This window comes from Methylomonas sp. 2F7 (assembly GCF_057126975.1).
Genome location: NZ_CP195203.1, coordinates 3,306,381 through 3,321,666 on the forward strand (window position 1 = coordinate 3,306,381; position 15,286 = coordinate 3,321,666).

The 15,286-nt window shown below is 53.8% G+C and carries 10 protein-coding genes; 7 read left to right on the top strand and 3 right to left on the bottom strand.

Annotated elements, in window-relative coordinates:
• Positions 1-208 precede the first annotated feature (208 nt).
• A complete protein-coding gene (locus ACR64Q_RS14795) occupies positions 209-940 on the top strand; it encodes a Crp/Fnr family transcriptional regulator (RefSeq protein WP_483823339.1) in 732 nt (243 codons plus the stop codon).
• 90 nt (positions 941-1,030) lie between these two features.
• On the opposite strand, the gene ACR64Q_RS14800 is transcribed toward ACR64Q_RS14795, so the two are convergent.
• The gene (locus ACR64Q_RS14800) at positions 1,031-3,235 is read right to left on the bottom strand and encodes a putative bifunctional diguanylate cyclase/phosphodiesterase (RefSeq protein ID WP_313732295.1); all 2,205 of its coding nucleotides are present in this window, start codon (positions 3,233-3,235) and stop codon (positions 1,031-1,033) included.
• Between the two features lie 247 nt (positions 3,236-3,482).
• Entirely contained in the window at positions 3,483-3,833 is a 351-nt protein-coding gene (locus ACR64Q_RS14805; RefSeq protein WP_020485195.1) for a hypothetical protein, read from the bottom strand.
• A 424-nt stretch (positions 3,834-4,257) separates the two neighbouring features.
• Here ACR64Q_RS14805 and ACR64Q_RS14810 point away from each other — a divergent pair, with 424 nt between their 5' ends.
• Entirely contained in the window at positions 4,258-4,968 is a 711-nt protein-coding gene (locus ACR64Q_RS14810) for a Crp/Fnr family transcriptional regulator (RefSeq protein ID WP_026601605.1), read from the top strand.
• A 60-nt stretch (positions 4,969-5,028) separates the two neighbouring features.
• Here the strand turns inward: ACR64Q_RS14810 and ACR64Q_RS14815 are convergent, their stop codons facing one another.
• Complete coding sequence (locus ACR64Q_RS14815) at positions 5,029-5,397, bottom strand: DUF4870 family protein (protein WP_313732296.1); 369 nt, start codon at positions 5,395-5,397, stop codon at positions 5,029-5,031.
• 311 nt (positions 5,398-5,708) lie between these two features.
• Between ACR64Q_RS14815 and ACR64Q_RS14820 the strand changes: the two genes are divergently transcribed.
• The 5 genes from ACR64Q_RS14820 (at position 5,709) to ACR64Q_RS14840 (ending at position 15,283) form a co-directional block, all read left to right on the top strand.
• The gene (locus ACR64Q_RS14820; RefSeq protein WP_313732297.1) at positions 5,709-7,139 is read left to right on the top strand and encodes an efflux transporter outer membrane subunit; all 1,431 of its coding nucleotides are present in this window, start codon (positions 5,709-5,711) and stop codon (positions 7,137-7,139) included.
• Entirely contained in the window at positions 7,139-8,260 is a 1,122-nt protein-coding gene (locus tag ACR64Q_RS14825) for an HlyD family secretion protein (protein WP_483823340.1), read from the top strand. The genes ACR64Q_RS14820 and ACR64Q_RS14825 overlap by 1 nt, the downstream gene beginning before the upstream one ends.
• A complete protein-coding gene (rbbA, locus tag ACR64Q_RS14830) occupies positions 8,257-11,004 on the top strand; it encodes a ribosome-associated ATPase/putative transporter RbbA (RefSeq protein WP_313732298.1) in 2,748 nt (915 codons plus the stop codon). Before ACR64Q_RS14825 ends, rbbA begins: the two co-directional genes overlap by 4 nt.
• 310 nt (positions 11,005-11,314) lie before the next feature.
• Positions 11,315-12,439, top strand: coding sequence for an ABC transporter permease (locus tag ACR64Q_RS14835; protein ID WP_313732299.1), 1,125 nt, complete (start codon positions 11,315-11,317; stop codon positions 12,437-12,439).
• A 462-nt stretch (positions 12,440-12,901) separates the two neighbouring features.
• On the top strand, positions 12,902-15,283 hold the full coding sequence (locus tag ACR64Q_RS14840; protein WP_313732300.1) for a phosphoketolase family protein: 2,382 nt from the start codon (positions 12,902-12,904) through the stop codon (positions 15,281-15,283).
• Positions 15,284-15,286: the final 3 nt, after the last annotated feature.

Below are 15,286 nucleotides of genomic sequence, written 5' to 3' on the forward strand. Positions count from 1 at the left end.
GATTCGTAGATAGACAGGGTAATAGCCTGGTTAATTCCGGTCTGTACGTTACCGCACATAAGCCTGTTTGCGCTCTGCGCACAAAAAGCCCAATTGCTCTGTTCCTTAGCGCACAGAGAGGAATTTCATTTCTAAATACAATTAAGGTTTACACTAGTCCCGATTGCAGGAGCCAATCTATTTTGTCCGATAACTACCTAGGCAGCAGATGACCGATCTCGATAGCCCGCAATACAACCATTTGCTAAAAGTGTTACCGGAAGCGGAATACGAACGACTGTTACCGCACCTGGAACACGTGGAGATGCCGTTGGGAGAAGTAATTTACGAATCCGGCGGCGAGCTGCGTTACGTCTACTTCCCCACTACCTGTATCGTCTCCTTGCTGTATGTGATGGAGAACGGCGCATCGGCGGAAATCGCCGTGGTCGGCAACGACGGCATCATCGGCGTGGCATTGTTCATGGGCGGCGGCAGCATGCCGAACCGCGCCGTGGTGCAAAGTGCCGGCCATGCGTTTCGCTTGCGCGGGCAACTGTTGATGCAGGAATTCAACCGCTACGAAGGCATGCTGCATTTGCTGCTGCGTTATACCCAGGCGCTGATCACGCAAATGGCGCAAACCGCGGTGTGCAATCGGCACCATTCGGTGGATCAACAACTCTGTCGTTGGTTGTTGTTAAGTATGGACAGGCTGCCGTCGAACGAATTGACCATGACCCAGGAATTGATCGCCAACATGCTGGGCGTACGGCGCGAAGGCGTTACCGAGGCCGCCGGGAAACTGCAACATGCGGGATTGATCCATTACAGCAGAGGGAAAATAACGGTGCTGGATAGGCCGGGTTTGGAAGCGCGGGTTTGCGAATGCTACCAGGTGGTGAGAGCCGAGTCGGATAGGCTCCTCCCCCCCCCCCCCCCCCCACCGATGATGAATTAATGGCCTTGTGACAAGGCGAGCTTGCAGGTGCGAAGAATTCGCACTAACCGCCTTTATAGATCGAATGAATTCGGCCCTACCACGGACACCTCAAAGTTGGCTCTGCAACAACGCAGAAAACTCCGCAGCCGCCAGCGCCGGGCTTTTCAAATAGCCCTGATAAAAATCGCAGCCATGTTCTTGCAGAAAATCCAGTTGTTCTTGGGTTTCCACGCCTTCCGCCAACACTTGCAAACGCAAGGTATGGCCCATGCCGATAATTGCCGAGGCGATTTCTTTATCGTCTTCCAACTGCGGAATGTCGTCGATAAAAGTTTTATCGATTTTCAGAATGTCTAACGGAAAATGCTTGAGATAAGCCAACGAAGAATAACCGGTGCCGAAATCGTCGATGGCCAGCCGCACACCCAAGGCCTGTAGCTTACAGAGGACCAACACCACCTCCGTTTCCCTCTCCATCAACGCGCTTTCGGTTAATTCCAACTCTAACAGCTCGGGCGGAAAGCCGGTTTGGCTGAGTATCGCAGCAATACTGGCGGCTATGTCGCCATGCCGTAGCTGATGCGGCGACAGATTGACCGCCAGCTTGATCGGCGCTAACCCGGCATCCAGCCAACGCCTACCTTGCCTACACACTTCCTTTAACACCCATTCGCCGATCTCGGCTATCAGGCCAATTTCCTCGGCCACCGGGATGAACTGGCTGGGCGGTATCACGCCCTCCTCCGCATGATGCCAGCGCAACAAGGCTTCCGCGCCGATAATGCGGCCCGTGCTGATGTCTACTTGCGGTTGATAATAAACCAGTAATTCTTGACGACGCAGCGCCCGCCGCAATAACGACTCCAAGTTAATACGGCGTAAGGCCGCTTGGGTCAGGTCTTCCGAGAAATATTTAAAATTACCGCGCCCTTCCGCTTTGGCGCGATATAAAGCCGCGTCCGCGTGTTGCAAAAGCTCTTCGGAGCTGTTGCCATGTTCCGGCAGTAAACTGATGCCTATGCTGACACCAACCCGCACTTCGGAACCGTTGGACAAACGCCACGGTTCGTTAAGCGATTCGATAATCTCCGCCGCTACCAGCGCCGCATCCTGCGGATGCGCCAAATCTTCCAGCAATATGGCAAATTCGTCGCCGCCCAGACGGGTCACGGTGTCGATGCCGCGCAGCCGGCTGCTTAATTTTGCCGCCACTTGTTGCAGCAGCTCGTCGCCGGCCAAATGGCCGAAGCTGTCGTTAACGTCTTTAAATCGATCCAGATCGAGCATCAACAAGGCTGCCGCTTTCCGTTCGCGGCGCGACAAGCCTATGCAATGTTCCAGGCGCGCAAACAATAACAAACGATTAGGCAAACTGGTTAGAGGATCGTGGTGAGCCAAAAACTCCAGGCGGGCGACTGCATCCTTGAGCTGGGAAATATCGGAAAACACCCCAACGTAATGCGTCACCCGATTATTTTCGTCGCGTACCGCGCTGACGCTGAGCATTTGCGGATAAATCTCGCCATCCTTGCGCCGATTCCAAATTTCGCCTTGCCAATAACCGCTGTCGTTAATCTGCCCCCACATATCCACGTAAAAGGCTTGGTCCTGCCGGCCGGACTTCAGGGTTTTCGGCGTTTTTCCTAACACTTCGTCCGCCGAATAGCCGGTTAATTCGCTAAAAGCCCGATTAACCACCAAAATCCGCATATCGGCATCGGTAACCATCACGCCTTCACGGGCGGTTTCGAACATGGCCGCCGCCTGGCGTAAAAATTGGTCTTTGGTTTTTTCCCGACTAACGTCGCTGATTACAATCCGCAGAATCTGCTCGCCATCGGCGGCAATCGCCAGATTCATTTCCAGTCTGACGCAGAAATCGTCGCCGTCCGGCTTCACAAAATTAAGCTCACAGGTCTGCGCTTGCTTGCTTTCGATTAGCGCTTTGCGGTGCAGATAATAAATGTCCTGGTCGGCAAAGGCGATGTAGCGGCTTAGGACTTGGGAATGCAAAGCATGGCGCGGCACGCCCAGTAATTGAGTGGCGGTAAGATTGGCTTCCAGGATGATGTCTTGCGCACTGACGGTCAAATAGCCTACCGGCGCCAAATCGTATAAATCGAAATAACGCGCCTGTGATACCGCCAACTCGTCTTGCGTGTGGCGTAAATTTTCGATGACTGTTTCCAGTTCAATCTGATGCACCAGCAACTCATGCAGCAAGCGCTGTTCGTCGATTGGCGATTTTTTGCTTTTCAGCGGACGAGCGGCGAGCTTTTGCTCGGCATAGCGGCGTAAGTCGGCGGGATTCATAACGAGATGGGCATTACATATATTGCTTTAAGTTGCGGGTCTTCGTGTTTGTGACCAACAGTTGAATAGTAGCACCAATCCGAATCTTCCCCCGCTTAGTTTCTTCCCTTTCATCGGCATGACAAAGCCTCCCCAAGCCAAAACGGTGAACCAATATCGTTGAGCACCAGCCACAAAAAAAGCCGGTGATGACCGGCTTTGTAGATGTACTAAAACATAAAACTGCTTTTAACGGATAGCGTAGTTGTTACTGTCCGTTAACCTTTGCCAATTTCATTTCTTCTATGCCTTGTTCAACCTCGGCAATACCTTCTTGCAAGTTGCCGGCTTTAGCAGCTTTTATCGCCGCTTTTAATTTGGCGTTAGCCCGTTGCAGACGAATGGAGCTACCCTTTTCATTTTGAACTTTCATCGCTTCCCAAGCGACCGTAGCGCTCTCTATAAAGGCTTTGGTATCGCCGGTTTTGCCTACTTCCAAGGCGTTGTTGGATAGAGCGAGCAGATTGGTAAAGCTTTCGTTCAACGGACTACCGGCGGCATGCGCGGCCAATGATCCGAAAGATAACAGCAGTGCCATTAAAAAGTGTCTAATTTTCATAAATTTACCCGGTGTATATATTCTATAAAGGTGCAAAATAACCACTATCGCTCGCTTAAATAAAAGCTGCTCAAGAGCTGGCATCCTGCTCTAAAACCGCGACGACCGAACTATTACTGAATGTCTACATCCCGGCTGCTGGGTGATTCCACCTAAGCTGGCACTAGATTACGGCAGCGCCTTGCTGAAGTCTGTACGCTGGGGCACATACGCTCGAACAAATCAAAACTAATCTTATGAACCGGAACCTGCTTAGTTAGTTGTAAGTAAGTGCGCTAACATACAGACAAGCAATTCCCTAACCGCTAACCTGCCCCCAAACAGCTGGCGTAAAGCCGCTGACCAGCACCGGCATAGCGATTTACATCTGTTCGCATCTGTTATCTTCTGTCGGGCTACCTCAACACACCGCCGGAGAACGCTAGTGTCGTCCATACCCGCTGTTCCCGCGGCCAATCGCCTCTTGAATGCCCTACCGGATAGTGACCGCCAGCACTTGCTTGCTCACTGCGAACCGGTCGATCTAAGCTTTGCGGAAGTGCTCTATCTAGCTGGCACCAAGATTCCGCATGTGTATTTTCCAATCGATAGTTTTATTTCCCTGGTAACGCCGGTCGATGGCGATACCGGTCTGGAAGTCGGTTTAATCGGGGACGAAGGTATTTTGGGCATCACCCTGACATTGGGTGTCGATATCGCGCCATTTCAAGCGCTGGTGCAAGGCGCAGGTTCGGCATTGCGTATAAGCGTACCTTTGTTTTTACAGGAACTGGAACGTAGCAGGCCCTTACAGCTGGAGTTAAAACGCTATTTATATGTATCCATGAGTCAACTGGCGCAAACCGCGGCCTGCAACCGCTTTCATCTGGTGGAAGCGCGCCTGGCGCGTTGGTTGCTGATGACGCATGACCGCGCGCACGCCGACACCTTCCATGTCACGCATATTTTCCTGGCCTATATCTTGGGTGTACGGCGAGTCGGCATCACCAAAGCCGCGCTGTCCTTGCAGGAACAAAAGCTGATTAGTTATCGGCGCGGGGATATTACGGTTCTGGATCGTGGCGGCCTGGAAGGCGCTGCTTGCGAATGTTATCGAACCGAGCGGGACACTTACGAGCGTATTTTAGGGACTTGATGAAGCGGGGCTTAGCCAACGCCGATTTAGACGACGTTGGCTAAGCGAGTCTGTGATGGTTTAACTCAGATCTTGCAAAGACTTCTCGGCAGTCAAATTGGTCCAGCCGATGACGATTCTGTAGACTAGTAACAGTAAGGTCGGAAGCAACACAATCAAGCTAAGTTGTATGTCCAGCATCAACACCAGACCGGACAAGGCAAAGCCTGCCAACGTCACCCAGACGGTTTTGATCTGCCAATTAAAATGCGATTCCAGCCAAGTGCCTTTGACATTGTTGCGGTAGAAAAAATTAATCGCTACGCCGACTAATAGCGGTAAGCCGGCAAAGGCAAAGGTTAATACTTGGCATAGATAGACTGTTGCAGTCAGTTTTTTCAACGCTGCGAAATCTTCGGTGGGTTTTTCGTTTGTAATTGTCGTGTTCATGACTACTTACCTCTTAGTGAAAAATATATCCGCGCTCTAGGGAATCGATTACCCCCGCAGAGCGTTGTAAGGCGGCGGCAAACTCTATGCCAGACTCTAGGCTTAAAAAAATCCATCGTCTGTACGCTATCGAACATATCTGCCACCCATTGGTTCAACAAAAAACGGGTCAAGTTAAGTACGCTAACGCACAGACTTGACTTACCTCAACCATTACGCTGCTTGGGTAAGATTCATACAGGACCGTGCCATGGAACGTACTAAATCTGAGTTATTCAGGCAGCGGCTAGCTCATCGGTTTCAAGAGCCCAATGCCGCATAAGCCGGCATGGATAATCATCTTGATCGCTGCTGGCGGTTGTACCGTTGGCCCGGATTACCGTGAACCAACAGCGGATGTTCCGGTTAGTTGGCAGGCTGAAAGCAGCAATCTAGCCATAACAACATCAGACCCCAAGCCCTTGCAAAACTGGTGGCTGCGCTTTAACGATGTGCCCTTGAATGCGTTGATGGCCAAAGCCTTGGCCGGCAATCTGGATCTAAAAATCGCCCTGACCCGTATCGATCAGGCCCGAGCCGAACGACGCGGCACGCAAGCAGAGTTATTCCCCACCGTAAATATTAAGGCCGGTGCGCAACGCCAGGACAACCCATTACCGGCCTTGGCTCCAGGACTTCGTTACAACATGTTCGAACTGGGTTTCGACGCGCTATGGGAAATCGACTTATTCGGCCGCCAACAACGGCGTCTGGAAGCGGCTTTGGCCGAGCTTGATGGTGCTAACGCCGCTTATCGGCAAGCGCTAGTCACGCTCAGCGCGGAACTGGCCCGCGGTTATGTCGAATACCGCAGCACCCAGAATCAACTGCGCATTACCACCTCGAATCTGCAAACCCAGCAAGCCACGCTGTCATTGACCGAAAAATTGTTTAACGAAGGTGTGGTTGCCCGCCATGAAGTGGTGCGCGCTCGCGCGCTGACCGAAACTACCATGGCGCAAATCCCGGCCTTGCAAGCCAAACTGACCGGACTGCTGCGGCAATTGGAACTGCTGATTGGCGCGCATCCCGGCACGCTGGCGCTTGAGTTAAGCCAGTTGGGTTCTGTGCCGCAGGCAGCGGGCATAGACCTGTTGACCTCACCGGCAGCGACGCTACGCAACCGGCCGGATTTGCAAATCGCCGAGCGCAAGCTGGCCGCCGCCACTGCACTGAAAGGCGCGGCTGTTGCCGAATTGTTTCCGAAGATTTCTTTGTCAGCCTTTCTTGGCCTGCGCAGCACGGACTTAGAATCCTTATTCAAATCGGCGGCTTTCTCCTATGGCACCGCCGCCAATCTACTGCAACCTTTACTCAATTTTGGCAGGGTCCGCGCCGGCATCGATCTGGCCGACGCGCGGCAACAGGAAGCTTTTCTGACCTACGAAAAAACCGTGTTGGAAGCGCTGCGCGAAACCGAAACCGTGTTGAGTAGATATTTAAATGAAGAGCAGCGCCGACAGTTACTAGCCAGCTCCACGCTGGACTTGCGCGAATCGCTGAGGCTGTCGCAACTACGCTATCAGGAAGGCGTCATCTCGTTCTTGGATGTGCTGGACTCGCAACGCAGCCTTTATGCTGCCGAAATCGAACTGGCCCGCTCCGAAGCAGACACTTCCACCCATCTGATTGCGGTGTATAAAGCCCTGGGCGGCGGCCCGGATATTAGCACCGTGCAATCGCAGCTTTCCGAGGATCAATAATGGCTAGCGTAAAGGAACCGGCCAAACCGGAAACCGCAACTGCACCGCCGACGAAACCGGCTCGCTCAATACGCAAGTTCATCTTGCCGGGCCTGGCATTGCTAGCCGTAGCGATGCTGGTTTGGTGGTGGATGCGCCCTGCCCCACTCCCGGAAGCCATTGTCACCGGCAATGGCCGGATTGAAGCCACCGAGATCGATATTGCCACCAAAACACCTGGTCGGATTGTCGAGATTCTGCCGTACGAAGGTGACTTTGTGCAGTTTGGCATGGTGCTGGCACGGATGGACACCCAAGTATTACAAGCCCAGCAAACGGAAGCCCAAGCCCAAGTCCGTCACGCCGAAAGCGCCAGGATCACCGCCAAGGCAGTCATCGTGCAACGCCAAAGCGAACGCAATGCCGCGCTGGCGGTGGTGGCGCAACGGCAGGCCGAATTCGATGCCGCCAACAAACGCTTAAAACGTTCGCAACGCCTGGTCGGCGAAGGTGCGACGCCGCAACAGGAAGTTGATGACGATCAGGCTAGAGTGCTGGGTATGCAGGCGGCGATCAATGCCGCGCAAGCTCAGGTCGCGGCGGCAGGTGCGGGTATCGAAGCGGCAAAATCCCAAGCAGTGGCCTCGCAAACCCTCATCGAAGCCGCCCAGGCGACCGTCAGTCGATTGCAAGCCGACATAGAAGACAGCGTGTTAAAAGCGCCGCGCGACGGTCGCATCCAATACCGGGTCGCCGAGCCCGGCGAAGTGTTGGCGGCCGGTGGCCGGGTGTTGAACATGGTCGATCTCGCCGACGTATATATGACTTTTTTCCTGCCTACGGAAGCGGCCGGCAAGGTCGCCTTAGGGAGTGAGATCCGGCTGGTGCTGGATGCAGTGCCGGACTTGGTGATTCCGGCCACAGCGAGTTTTGTCGCTAGTGTCGCCCAATTCACCCCAAAAACGGTGGAAACCGAAACCGAACGCCTGAAGTTAATGTTTCGGGTGCGCGCCAGACTCGATCCGGAATTGCTGAAACAACATCTCAATCAGGTCAAAACCGGTGTGCCCGGCATGGCCTATGTGAAGATAGACCCAAAAGCCGAGTGGCCGGCCAATCTGGCTATCAAACTGCCGCAATGAATACCCCAACCGCTGCCACGCCGGTGGTGAGCATACAAAATCTGAGCTTGCGCTACGGCGAACAGTTGGCTTTGGATAATCTGAATCTGGATTTGCCGGCCAATCAAATGCTGGGCTTGATCGGCCCGGATGGCGTCGGCAAGTCCAGCCTGATGTCCTTATTGACCGGGGCGCGGAGAATCCAACAAGGCAAAATCGAGGTGTTGGGCGGTGACATGGCCGACGCCAGCCATCGCCGCGCCGTGTGTCCGCGCATTGCTTATATGCCGCAAGGGCTGGGCAAAAATCTTTATCTGACCTTGTCGGTGTTCGAAAACGTCGATTTCTTTGGCCGGCTGTTCGGTCAGCAGCAAGCCGAGCGCGAGCAACGTATCGCCGAATTACTGAAGAGCACCAACCTGGAAACCTTCCGCGACCGCCCTGCCGGGCAATTGTCCGGCGGCATGAAACAGAAGCTGGGTTTATGCTGCGCGCTGATCCACGACCCTGACCTGCTGGTGCTGGACGAACCGACTACCGGCGTCGATCCGCTATCACGCGCCCAGTTTTGGGAACTGATTGCCCGCCTGCGTCAGCGCCGCGCCGGGATGAGCGTGCTGGTTTCTACGGCTTACATGGACGAAGCCGAACGCTTTGATTGGCTGGTGGCGATGGATGCCGGCAAGATCCTGGCGACCGGCACCGCCGCCGAACTGCGCGCGCAAGCAAAAGCCGATAGTCTGGAAGAAGCCTTTATCTTATTGCTGCCGGAAGCCAAACGCCGCGGTCACCATGCCATCGTGATTCCGCCAAGGCAAAGCAATGACGATGATATCGCTATCGAAGCGCATGATTTAAGCATGCGTTTTGGTGAATTTATCGCCGTGGACAATGTCAGCCTGCGCATCGCCCGCGGCGAGATTTTTGGGTTTCTGGGTTCCAACGGTTGCGGCAAATCCACTACCATGAAAATGCTCACCGGCCTGTTGCAACCTACTTCGGGAACGGCCTTGTTGTTTGGGCAAGTGGTCGACGCCGGCAATCTGGCCACCCGCAAACGGGTCGGTTACATGTCGCAAGCCTTCTCGCTGTATTCCGAGCTGACGGTCCGGCAAAACCTGGAATTGCACGCCAAGCTGTTTCATCTGCCGGCTGCGGAAACTCTAGGCCGAGTTGCCGAAATGGCCCAGCGCTTCCAACTAGATTCGGTTTTGGATACCTTGCCCGACGCGCTGCCGCTTGGCATTAGGCAACGCCTGTCGCTGGCGGTAGCCATGATCCACCGACCAGATCTGTTAATTCTCGATGAGCCGACTTCCGGTGTCGATCCTATCGAGCGCGACCGGTTCTGGGAGCTGATGATAGAACTGTCCCGCCACGACCAGGTCACCATTTTTATATCCACCCACTTCATGAACGAAGCCGAGCGTTGCGACCGCATCTCGCTGATGCATGCTGGCAAGGTGCTGGCCAGCGATACGCCGGCGGCCTTGGTGAAAGATAGCGGTCACGCAACGCTTGAGGAAGCCTTTATCGGCTATTTGCAAAAAGCTAGCGGCAGTGAGGACGACGCCGAGGCATCTAGCGAAGCAGCGGTGGTGGTGTCGCCGCAAACTCAAGCTGCACAAGCCGCTGCCGGCTTTAGTTTGACCCGTCTTTACAGTTACACGCTGCGCGAAGCCTTGGAGCTACGCCGCGACCCAATCCGCGCCTCAATTGCCTTGGTCGGTACTTTGTTTCTGATGTTTACTTTCGGTTATGGCATCACGATGGATGTGGAGGACTTGCGCTTTGCGGTACTGGACCGCGACCAAACCACGCTGAGTAACAATTACGCGCTGGATTTGGGTGGCTCACGTTATTTTCTGCCCAGGCCGCCACTGGCCGATTACGCCGAACTGGATCAACGCATGCGTAGCGGCGAACTGAGTTTGGCATTGGAAATACCGCCCCACTTCGCCCGCGATTTGGAAACTGGCGATCAGGTCAAGATCGGCGCCTGGATAGACGGCGCCATGCCGACCCGTGCCGAAAACGTCATCGGCTATGTGCAAGCCATGCACCAGGGCTGGCTGCTAGAAATGGCCCGCAGTCGCAGCACCACCCAGCAACCCGCTGGCTTGATGAAAATAGAAACCCGCTTTCGTTACAACGCCGACGTCAAAAGCCTGCCGGCCATGGTGCCGGCGGTAATCCCCATTTTGTTGATGCTGATCCCGGCGATGCTGAGCGCTCTTAGTGTGGTCCGAGAAAAAGAACTAGGTTCGATATTAAATTTATACGTCACTCCAGTGACCAAATTCGAGTTTCTGGTCGGCAAGCAGTTGCCCTATATTGCTGTGGGCATGTTGAATTTTTTACTGCTGTCTATCCTCGCCATCTTCGTATTCGGCGTGCCGTTCAAAGGCAATTTCCTGACTTTGACAGTCGCCGCCCTGCTATACGTCACCGCCTCAACCGGCATAGGTTTATTGATTTCCACCTTCACCAACAGCCAAATCGCCGCCATCTTCGCCACCTTTCTGACCACCTTTATTCCCTCCACCCGCTTCTCCGGAATGATAGATCCGGTGTCCTCGCTGGAAGGCGGCGCCCGACTAATGGGCGAAACTTTCCCCGGCGCCTACTTCCTGACCATATGCCGCGGCACATTTTCCAAAGCACTCGGTTTCGCCGAACTGGGCCCATCACTGTGGCCACTGGCGCTGGCAATACCGGTGATTGTTGGATTGAGTGTGGTGCTGTTGAAGAAGCAGGAAAGTTGAATGTTATTAAGCGAAGCGGTTTTTATCCCGTCATTCCGCCCCGAGCATCGCAGCTTTTGGCGAACAAGGCCCGCAGGGGAGCGGCAAGGATGCCGCTCGTTTTCGGAGGGGCTGGGAAGCCCCTTCCGAAAACCCTCGCCAAAAGCGAGAAGCGCAGGATTAAGGCGGAATCCGGGTGGCCTTTCTTTTGGTGACTTTTCTTTGGCCAAACAAAGAAAAGTCACTCGGCTGTCGGTCCGAGCACCGACATATAAACAGCCGTCGCGACAGCGACACCTATACCAAGCCGCCTTGGAATATTGAGTAACAAATGGAAACCCTACTCAACATCTACTACCTAGGCATCAAAGAACTCCGCAGCCTCAGCCGCGACACCATGATGCTGGTAATGATCCTATTCTCCTTCACCGGGCAAGTTTATCTGATCGCCACCGGCGTCCCGCAGTCGCTGCACAAAGCGCCGATCGCCATCGTCGACGAGGACCGTTCGCCACTCTCGACCCGCATCATCAACGCCTTTTACGAACCTTATTTTTTGACACCAGTGATTATCGATCAATACGAAACAGATCACGGCATGGACGTTGGTTTATATAGTTTTGTACTAGATATACCCTCGCATTTCCAGCGCGATATGTTGGCCGGTCGGCAGCCGGCGCTGCAACTGAATATCGATGCCACCCGCATCTCCCAAGCCTTCATAGGCAATACCTACATCCAGACGATTTTGAACGGCGAAGTCAATGCCTTTGCTCAAGGTCACCGTGCAGTCATGACCCTACCGGTGGAGTTGGAGATCAGAACCCGCTTCAATCCCAATTTAAGCTCAGTGTGGTTCGGCTCGCTGATGGAAGTGGTGAATAGCATCACCACCTTGTCCATCATTTTGACCGGCGCGGCACTGATCCGCGAGCGCGAGCACGGCACGATAGAGCATCTATTGGTGATGCCGCTGACGCCATTTGAAATCATGTCAGCCAAAGTGTGGTCGATGGGCTTGGTCGTGGTGGTGGTAGCGACTGCGTCTATCATTTTTGTGGTGCATGGCTTACTGGAGGTACCGATTCAAGGCTCGCTGAGCTTATTTATTTTGGGCATGTTGCTGCATCTATTTGCCACCACTTCCTTAGGCATCTATTTGGGAACCTTGGCGCGTTCAATGCCTCAATTAGGATTATTGATGCTGATCATCTTGCTACCTTTGCAAATGCTGTCCGGTGGCATGACACCCCGCGAAAGTATGCCGGTGCTGGTGCAAAATATCATGCTCGCAGCCCCGACCACCCATTTCGTGTCATTGGCGCAGGCTATTTTGTATCGAGGGGCCGGGTTAAGTATTGTTTGGGCTGATTTTTTGGCTTTGATTGAGATTGGTGGAGTGTTCTTTGCGCTGGCTTTGAATCGGTTTCGTAACACTATTAGTTCGATGGTTTGAGGGATTTGGTGTCGCTAGCGCGACGGCTGGTTTTGATGTCGGGTTCACGAGAAACTTCCCTGTTTTTCGCCCTGCGGGTGCTTCGCATGCAAATCGGCTCTCCTGCCGATTTGTCGGCCCTAATGGAGGGTGGTTTTTTCCGGTTATGCCGCCCCGAGCATCGCAGCTTTTGGCGAGAATTGCCCGTAGGGGAGCGGCAGGGATGCCGCTCGTTTTCGGAGGGCCAGGGATGGCCCTTCCGAAAACCCTCGCCAAAAGTGAGAAGCGCAGGATTCAGGCGGAATATCGGGTCGCCTTTTCTTTGGATACTTTCTTTTGTGGAAAATTGCTCCTGCATTTTCCACATTCACCACCTCCATGTGGATTGGCGACGCAAAAGAAAGTATCGCGGTTGTCGGTCCGCGAACCGACATACGAATAATCTGTCGCGTTAGCGACTCAACTATAGAAGGGAGTTAGCACATGACGACTACGACACCTAGCATTACACCTTTAGACAAGGAAGAGATAAACAACATCAACGCTTACTGGCGAGCTTGCAACTATCTGGCCGCCGGGATGATTTACCTCCGCGATAACCCTTTACTAAAAGAACCTCTTAAACCGGATCACATCAAAAACCGACTACTGGGCCACTGGGGTTCCAGTCCCGGCTTGAGTTTTATGTATATCCATCTGAACCGGCTGATAAAAAAATATGATCTGAATGCGATTTTCCTGGCCGGCCCCGGCCACGGCGCACCCGGCGTATTGGCACCGGTGTATCTGGAAGGGACTTATGCCGAGATTTATCCGAACAAGGGTGAAGACGAAGAAGGTTTATTGCAGTTTTTTAAAGAATTTTCCTTTCCAGGCGGCATTGGCAGCCATTGCACCCCGGAGACACCGGGTTCGATACACGAAGGTGGCGAGCTAGGCTACAGTATTTCCCATGCTTACGGCGCCGCTTACGACAATCCGGATTTGTTGGTAGCAGTGGCGGTTGGCGACGGCGAAGCCGAGACTGGGCCGCTGGCGACGTCCTGGCACTCCAATAAATTCCTGAATCCGATCCGCGATGGCGCAGTGTTGCCCATCCTGCATCTGAACGGTTACAAGATTAACAACCCGACTTTGCTGGCGCGAATTTCCCATGAAGAGCTGGAGCAGTTGTTTCGCGGCTACGGCTACACCCCCTATTTCGTGGAAGGTAGCGATCCCGAGACCATGCATCAACTAATGGCCGGGGTGATGGAAACGTGTGTGTTGGCGATTCGGAAAATCCAACAAGAAGCCCGCGCGAGCGGCATCCCGACTCGCCCGCTGTGGCCGATGATTATCTTGCGCAGCCCGAAAGGCTGGACCGGACCGAAAGAAGTGGATGGGCATAAAGTCGAGGCCTTCTGGCGTTCTCATCAGGTGCCGCTGGCTGGGGTAAAAGACAATCCGGCGCATATGCAACTCTTGTCCGACTGGCTGCACAGTTACAAGCCGGAAGAATTGTTCGATAGCAAGGGCAAGTTGATTCCGGAACTTAAAGCCCTAGCACCAACCGGTAACCGCAGGATGAGTGCCAATCCGCACGCCAACGGCGGCTTGCTACGCAAAGCCCTGCGGATGCCGGATTTTCGCGATTACGCCTTGGCCTTGGACGGACCCGGCAAAGTGTCGGCGGAAAATACCCGGCCGCTGGGCAAGTTTTTGCGCGACATCATGAGTGCCAATATGCACAACTTTCGGGTGTTCGGCCCCGACGAAAACAGCTCCAACAAACTGGATGATGTTTACAAAGCCAGTAAGAAAACCTGGCTGGCCGATTACTTGCCGGAAGATGCCGACGGCGGCGAACTGGCGACGGATGGCCGGGTAATGGAAATGCTCTCGGAACATACCCTGGAAGGCTGGCTGGAAGGCTATTTATTGACCGGTCGACACGGTTTCTTTTCGTCGTACGAAGCGTTTGTGCATGTCATCGATTCCATGTTCAATCAACATGCCAAATGGCTGGACATGTCCAAAGCCGTGTCCTGGCGGGCCCCGGTATCCTCGTTGAATTTACTGATTACCTCTACGGTTTGGCGCCAAGATCACAACGGTTTCACCCATCAAGACCCCGGTTTCCTGGATTTAGTAGTCAATAAAAGTCCGTCGGTGACGCGCATCTATCTGCCACCCGACGTCAATTGCCTGCTGTCCGTGGCCGATCACTGCCTGAACAGCACCGACTACATCAACGTCATCGTCTGTGACAAACAAAAGCATCTGCAGTACCTGGATATGGATGCGGCGATCAAACATTGCACCAAAGGCATCGGCATCTGGGAATGGGCCAGCAACGATGACGGTGCCGAACCGGATCTGGTGATGGCCAGCGCCGGCGACATTCCCACCAAAGAAGCCTTGGCGGCGGTGGTGTTGCTACGCGAGCACTTTCCGCAACTGAAGATTCGTTTCATCAATGTGGTTGATCTCTACAAACTGGTACCTGCCAGCGAGCATCCGCACGGTCTGTCGGATCGGGATTTCGATAGCCTGTTTACCGTTAATAAACCGGTGATATTTAATTTCCACGGTTATCCGTGGCTGATTCATCGTCTGGCCTATCGGCGTCACAATCACGCCAATATGCATGTGCGCGGCTATAAGGAAAAAGGCAGTATCAACACCCCGCTGGAACTGGCGATCCAAAACGAAACCGACCGTTTTAGCCTGGCCATTGATGCGATAGACCGGATTCCGGCTCTGCAAGTGTCGGGTGCGCACGTCAAAGAAAAGCTGCGCGACCGGCAAATCGACTGCCGCAATTATGCTTACCAAAACGGCATAGACCGCCCGGAAGAGGATCAATGGCATTGGCCGTATTGAGGC